Origin of the sequence: Salipiger pentaromativorans, from assembly GCF_024721115.1 — a bacterium.
In the GTDB taxonomy this organism is placed as follows: domain Bacteria; phylum Pseudomonadota; class Alphaproteobacteria; order Rhodobacterales; family Rhodobacteraceae; genus Salipiger; species Salipiger pentaromativorans.
Genome location: NZ_JAMDHK010000007.1, coordinates 1 through 7,019, shown reverse-complemented (window position 1 = coordinate 7,019; position 7,019 = coordinate 1). Strand labels below are relative to the sequence as shown.

5 protein-coding genes are annotated in these 7,019 nt (G+C 64.7%); 2 read left to right on the top strand and 3 right to left on the bottom strand.

From position 1 onward, the window contains the following. Positions 1 to 149 precede the first annotated feature (149 nt). Genes M4578_RS12540 through M4578_RS12530 form a run of 3 tightly spaced genes read right to left on the bottom strand, consistent with a single transcriptional unit; the run spans position 150 to position 3,688 of the window. Positions 150 to 1,040: an ABC transporter permease gene (locus M4578_RS12540; RefSeq protein WP_258093616.1), complete on the bottom strand. Its 891-nt coding sequence runs from the start codon at positions 1,038 to 1,040 to the stop codon at positions 150 to 152. Positions 1,041 to 1,057: 17 nt separating this feature from the next. Beyond that, a complete protein-coding gene (locus M4578_RS12535) occupies positions 1,058 to 2,083 on the bottom strand; it encodes an ABC transporter permease (RefSeq protein WP_258093615.1) in 1,026 nt (341 codons plus the stop codon). A 3-nt stretch (positions 2,084 to 2,086) separates the two neighbouring features. Further along, positions 2,087 to 3,688 carry an ABC transporter substrate-binding protein gene (locus M4578_RS12530; protein ID WP_258093614.1) on the bottom strand — a complete coding sequence of 534 codons (1,602 nt, stop codon included), beginning with the start codon at positions 3,686 to 3,688 and terminating at the stop codon, positions 2,087 to 2,089. Positions 3,689 to 3,816: 128 nt separating this feature from the next. Between M4578_RS12530 and M4578_RS12525 the strand changes: the two genes are divergently transcribed. Together M4578_RS12525 and M4578_RS12520 are read left to right on the top strand one after the other, a co-directional pair. Next, positions 3,817 to 4,710 (top strand): LysR family transcriptional regulator, encoded by an 894-nt coding sequence (locus tag M4578_RS12525; protein ID WP_258093613.1) that lies wholly within the window; start codon positions 3,817 to 3,819, stop codon positions 4,708 to 4,710. Positions 4,711 to 5,087: 377 nt separating this feature from the next. After that, positions 5,088 to 7,019: CARDB domain-containing protein (locus M4578_RS12520; RefSeq protein WP_274705620.1), on the top strand; the 1,932-nt coding region annotated here is incomplete at its 3' end.

Below are 7,019 nucleotides of genomic sequence, written 5' to 3'. Positions count from 1 at the left end.
GGGGGGGGGGCGCGCCCCCCCCCCCCCCCCCCCCCCCCCCCCCCCCCCCCCCCCCCCCCCCCCCCCCCCCCCCCCCCCCCCCCCCCCCCCACCCCCCGCTTTCAAGTATTTGCGGAAAGATGAAAGGGCGGAGGATGGCGCGGGGCGGGTCAGGTTCTGCGGCGGGGATCGACGATGTCGCGCAGCCCGTCGCCCATCAGGTTGAAGGTGAAGACGGCGAGCATCAGCCAGAGACCGGGGAAGAGCGCGAGCCACCATTCGCCGGAGACGATGAAATTCGCGCCCTCGGCGACCATGATGCCCCATTCGGGGGTGGGCGGGCGCACACCCAGCCCGATGAAGCTGAGACCGGCGGCATTGAGGATCGCCCAGCCGAGGTTCAGCGAGACCTGCACCATCATCGGCGGCAGCGCGTTGGGGAAGATGTGGAAGGCCAGTACCCGGGCGTCGGAATTGCCCGCGAGCTTGGCGGCCTGGGTGAAGCCCGCGTCGCGGCGGATGTTGACCTCGGCCCGCACCAGCCGGGCGTAGAAGGGCAGGTTGATGATCGCGGTGGCGTAGATGATGTTGGCCACCGAATTGCCCAATGCCGCGACGATGCCCATGGCCAGCACGAAGAGCGGGAAGGCCATGATCGTGTCGAGGATGCGGTTCAGCACCGTGTCGATCATACCGCCGCGATAGCCCGCGATCGCGCCGAGCAGCGAGCCGAAGACGAAGCTGAGCGCCACGGCGGCCACCGAGATCACCAGGTCGAGCCGCGTGGCGGCGATCACCCGGCTGAACACGTCGCGGCCGAGATTGTCGGTGCCGAACCAATGCGCGGCGGAGGGCGGTTGCAGCGCCACGGCCGCATTGGTGGCCAGCGGATCGTAAGGCACCAATGCGGGGCCGAAGAGCGCGGAGCCGAGGAAGAAGGCGAACATCGCGAAGGAGAGCGCGGTGACCGGGTTTTCCCGCAGGACGTAAAGCGTGTGCGCGAGGGCGCCGTTGCTTTTCTTCTTTTGGGTCTCGGGGGTGGAGGCGAGGGCTTTTGCCATGTCTGTGAGCATATCTGTCATCGTGCCGAGGTCCCGAAGCGGGGATCGATCGCCGAATAGGCCAGGTCGATCACGAGGTTGAGGAGGACGAAGAGCAGCGCCATGGCGAGCACGAAGCCCTGCACCGCGGCGTAATCCGAGACGACCAGCGCCTCGACCGCGTAGGAGCCGATGCCGGGCCAGGCAAAGACCTTTTCCACCAGCACATTGGCGCCCAGCGTGAAGGAGAAGACCATGCCAAGCGTGGTCACCACCGGCAGCAGCGCGTTGCGGAAGGCGTAGCCGTAGAGGATCTTGTTGCGGTCGAGCCCGGCGGCGCGGGCGGTGCGGATGTAATCCGCCGAGAGCGCCGAGAGCATGGCCGCGCGCGTCATCCGGGCGATGGGCGCCAGGGTGAAGAGCGCCAGCGTCAGCCCCGGCAGGATGAGCTGCTTGAGCGCGGCGAACCAGGTTTCCGCATCGCCGTCGAGCGCCGCGTCGATCAGGAAGAAGCCGGTCACATGCGGCGGGTCGAGATAGATGAAATCGAGCCGTCCCAGCGGCGAGGGCGCGATGCCCAGCAGGTAGTAGAACACATAGATCAGCACCACGCCGGTGAAGAACGTGGGCAACGAGACCCCCGCCGTCACCAGGATCCGGCAGAGCTGGTCCACCAGGCTGCCGGGCCGCGTCGCGGCCAGCACACCCAGCGGGATCGCCACGGCGCAGGAGAGGATCAGCGCAAACAGGGTGAGTTCGAGCGAGGCGGGCAGCCGTGCGGCCAGCTCCGACAGCACCGGCTGGCCGGTCGAGACCGACTGGCCGAGATCGCCCCGGGCGAGTTGGCCCAGGTAGAGCAGGAACTGCTCGGGCAGGCTCTTGTCGAGGCCCAGGGCGCGCCGGACCTCCTCGATGCTTTCGGCGGTGGCGGCGGGCCCGGCGAACTGCACGGCGGGATCGCCGGGCAGCGCGCGGGTCAGCAGGAAGGAGATCACGATCACGCCGAAGATCACCGGCACCGCCTGTGCCAGCCGCACGGAGACCGCTTTCAGGCGGGCCGGCATGGGTCAGGCCCCCGCCGGCGACAGGGTGCGGATGTCGAGCTGGCGATGGAACCAGAACTCGTAGCCGGCGGCGCCGTTCACGGCGGTGTTCAGCGCCGGCTGCCAGAGCGGCACGCGCGGCAGATCCTCGAACACGATCTCGAACATGCGCTTGATCTTGGGCGCGTAGTCCGGGTCGTCCATGGCCATGTGCAGCGTCTCGTCGGTGAGCCGCTCGACCTCTTCGTTGTAGTAGTTCGACGAGTTGAAGAGATGGTCCTTCTGATAGGCCCAGAAGAAATAGTAATCGGGGGTGTTCAGCCAGCCGCCGAAATTCTCCAGATGGAAGGGCAGTTTCTTTTCCACCAGCGAGGCGGTGCGCCAGTTGGCGCCGGGGATCTTCTCGATCTGGGTTTCGATGCCGATCTTGGCCACGGCCTCCTGGATGAGCAGCGCGGCGGGCTCCATCCAGGAGGAGAGGTCGGTGGAGATCGACAGCGTGGTCGAGAAGCCCTCGGGGAAGCCCGAGGCGGCCATCAGGTCCTTGGCCTTGTCCAGATCTGTGTCATAGGGCGATTTGCGCGGCCAGGCGGTATCTTCGATCTCGGCCGTTCCGCCCCAGGTGGGCGCGCCGCGGCCATAGGCGGCGGCCTGGAAGATCGCCTCGTAGGGCACCGCATAGGCCACCGCCTTGCGCACGTTCGGGTCCTGGAAGGGCTCGAAATTGGTGTTCATGCAGAGGCAGTTGATACAGTTCTCGATGGGCGTCGAATAGACGGTCATCTTCTCGGCCAGCTCTGCCGCGTCCTTGTCGGGGATGCCGAAGGCCACCTGAACGTCGCCGCGTTCGATCAGGGCGCGCTGGGTCGAGGCCGAGGGCACCTCGCGCATGATCACTCGCGAGACGGCCGGCAGCGGGCCGCCGGCCCAGCCGTCGAAGCGTTCGTAGACCACCTGCTGTCCCGCATCCCAGCGGATTACCTTGAAGGCGCCGGAACCGATGGTGTTCTTGTGCAGATACTCCATCGCCCAGGGGTCTTCGGCGGTGGCGTGTTCGAGCGCGAGCTTCGAGTTGATGATGAAGGGCACCGGCACGGCGAGATCGGGCAGCGACAGCTTCGACGGGCGGTCGAGCTTCACGACAAAGGTCTTGGCGTCGCGGGCCTCGAACTGGTCGGGGCGTTCCAGCCCGCCCGCCTTCATCTGGGTGGTGGGGAAGCCGCCCACCGAGACCGCGCGGTCGAAGGACCATTTCACATCCTCGGCGGTCACCGGCGACCCGTCCTGAAACAGCGCATCCTTGAGGGTGAAGGTGAGGGTCAGACCGTCTTCGGAGATCTCCCAGCTTTCGGCCAGCTCGGGCTCGATCGTGCTGTAATCGTAGCTGAGCCCGCCGCCAGGCGCCTCCTTGGTGCCGAAGGTCACCAGCCGGTCATAGCAGTTGATCGCCACCGCATAGCTGGCGCGGTTGGTGCCGGTGCGGTGCAGGTCGAGCGAATTGATGGTCTGCGCGGTGACGGCGACCAGCGTGTCGCGACCGGCGGCCATCGCGGGCAGGGTGTGAATGAAGGGCATCGCCGTCAGGGCGGCCCCGGTCTTGAGAAACGTGCGTCGGGTGGTGGTCATCCGGGAGGCCTTTCATGCTGATGCGACAAGCTCCCGGTCAGGTTGGTGTATCTCGTGTAGTGCGCAAAGTGCTATGATTTCACAGATGCGGTGCATTTTTCGCAACGGGCAGGCGAGGCGCGAAGAAGATGAAACACTTACATACCTTTGCCCTGATCGAGGCGGTGGCGAGATCGGGGTCCATGCGCAAGGCGGCGGAGGATATGAACCTCACCGCCTCGGCGCTGAACCGGCGAATCCGCGGCTTCGAGGCGGAATTCGGCTCGCCGATCTTCGAGCGGATCCCGGGCGGGGTGCGTCTGAACCCGGCGGGAGAGATGCTGCTGCATCATTACCGCATGTCGAAATCCGATCTTGCCCGGGTCCAGAGCCACGTGGCGGACCTGACCGGCGAGCGGCGCGGCCATGTACGTATCGCCTGTTCACAGGCGTTGCTGCCCTATTTCCTGCCCGAGCAGATCGCGCGCTACCGCGCCGCGCATCCCGGTGTCACCTTCACCGTCACCGTGCGGGATCGCGCGCAGGCGGAACAGGAACTGGCAAGCTATGCCTCCGATCTCGCGCTGGTGTTCGAGCCGGTCTATCTGGTGGATTTCGAGGTGCTGCATCTGATCCCGCAGCGGGTGCATGCGGTCCTGCGCAAGGATCACCCGCTGGCGGCGAAGCCGGAGCTGCGGCTTTGGGAATGCCTCGACAGCCCGAGCGTTGCGCCGAATGCGAAATACGGGGTGCGCCACCTGCTGGACTTCGCGGCGCGCAAGCTGGGGCGGACGCTGAACCCGGTTCTGGAGACCGAGAGTTTCGAGCTGATCCGGCACTACGTGCTGCACGAACAGGCCATCGGCTTCCAGATTCCGATCGGTCTGCGGGCCCCGGACGACGGGTCGCTGGTGTTCCGGCCGCTTGCCGAGCGCGATGTCGCCACCGGCAGCCTCATCCTCGGTCAGTTGCGCGGGCGCACCCTGCCCGTCGCCTCGGCGCGCTTTGCCATGCAACTTGCGGCTGCGCTGCACGAAGACTGAGACCGGAACTGAGGCGGCAGAGCTGCTCCGAAACACGGCGTTCGGCGCAAAATGATGTGCGTTGCGCATATTTTTCTAGGTTTGCGAATAGAGACCGGCTAGTCGTGTCGACGCAGGTTGCGGGATACCGGGGGGTGTATCGCTGTCCGGCCGATGGGATCGTACCGGAATTCGCGACGATCTCTTTGCATCAACGGAATGGGTCTTGGGGCCGTCGCGATGGCAGGCCCCCGCTCCGAAGCCGTTCATCCGCCCCCCTATTTCGACGATGCCGCCTGGCCTGGACGGTATCGGTTGGGCACCTGTCTCACCGGGCCGGATGATTGAATGTTACGAGCGGCGGAGTCCCGTGCGCTCTGTTTGAGAAGGGTTTTTCGATGGCCGATTTCGTCATTTCCAGCGTTTCCATGCCGGACCCCACCATTTTCAGCGGCGAACGTCTGTCGGGGATCCGCAATACGATCACCAACAACGATGGCTTCAGCACGCCGGCAAGCGAAACCGGTATGTATCTCTCGACAGACGCGAACGTCACCACGGCGGATACGTTTATCGGGTACTTGCCCGTTCGGGCTCTCGGGGCATACGAAACCTATGACGACCTCTACGCCTGGAATTCGCTGACGGTCAATCTGGCGCCCGGCACCTATTATTTCGCGCTGATCGCGGACGATCAGAACACCGTTGCGGAACTCAACGAGTCCAACAACACCAGTTCGGTCATCCAGATCACCATCCTGCCCGACGGGCCGGACATGACCTTCGACGACTTCTCGATCCCCAGCACCACGATCAATGCCGCCTCCGTGCTCAATACAAGCTGGACGGTCGCGAACGAGGGCAATCAGAATGGCGTGGGGACCTACGATGTAGACGTCTACATCTCCCCCGATGGCGTGATCGACGGGACCGGGAACGACGTTCTGCTCAGCACGCTGAACGCCACCGCCATCGCCGAGGGCGCCACGGATTCCAATTCGATGGGCGTGTTCATTCCGTCCGGCTATTACGGCACCTATTACATCGGCGCGGTTGTCGATCTTCCGGGCGATGTCGATGGGCGGAACAATGTCTCCGAGATAATCGAGGTCTTGATCATTCCGACGGAACCGGAGCTGATCGCGCGCGATCTGACGCTTTCGGAGACGACCTTCACGGTTGGCGATACGATCACGTTCAACTGGACGACCGAAAATCTCGGGCAGGGAACCGCCGTCAATTTCGATGCGGGGGTGTATATCTCGACCGACCCGACCGTCACCACGGCTGACACCCTCGTCAAATACATCAACGAGGCCGATCTGTCGGGTTTCGGGACGAATGCGAACAGCACAAGCGAACTGATCACGACGAGCATGGTGTCACCGGGCACGTATTATGTCGCCGTGATCGCGGATGACATCAACGAGGTCACGGAAGCCAACGAGGGCAACAATGTCTCGAATGTCGTCCAGGTGGTGGTCGCGGAACGCCCCGACCTGACAATTTCCATTGGCAGCCCGGAATCCCTCACGATGGGGCAGGGTGGCAATGGCCAAGTCCTTTTCAGCGTCACCAATGACGCCAGCGGGGGGGCCGCATCCGCGACGGAGACGCAGCTTTACCTGTCGAGCGACAATGTTCCTTCGCCGGACGATACGCCGCTTGGCAGTGGCGCGACGCCGGTCGCAGCGCTCGCGCCGGGGGCCTCGGGAGCGGGCACTCTGGAGTTCACTATTCCGGAGGCTCTCACGCCGGGACAGTACTATCTCTGGGCCGGGGCGGATATCAACGACGCCGAGATCGAAAGCGACGAGAACAACAATTCCAGCAATCTCATCGCGATCAACGTCGTGCTGGGGGCGCAGGACGTGAATGACGATGACGGCTCGAACACGCTGGAGGGCAGCCAGTTCGACGACGTGTTCCAGGGCAATGGCGGCGACGACACGATTGATGGCGGGGACGAGAGCCTGGCGGACCGGGCGGTCTACACGGGCGAGCGGTCGGATTTCGCGATTTCGGTTGGGTCGGACGGGACGGTCTATGTGGAAGACCTGAACCTCGCCGATGGCGACGAGGGCAGCGACCAGCTCAGCGGCATCGAAGAGATCGTCTTTGCCGACCAGACGGTGCTGACCGCGGATCTGGCGGCGCTGAGCTTTGCCGAGACGGGGACGCTGAGCCTGAGCCATGTTGCGCAGACGGTGACGCTGTCGCACAGCTACACCAACCCGGTTGTGGTGGCCTTCGTGACGACAGAGAACGGCACGGCGCCGGTGAATGTGCGGGTGAGCAATATCAGCGGCGACCAGCTCACGCTGTTCCTG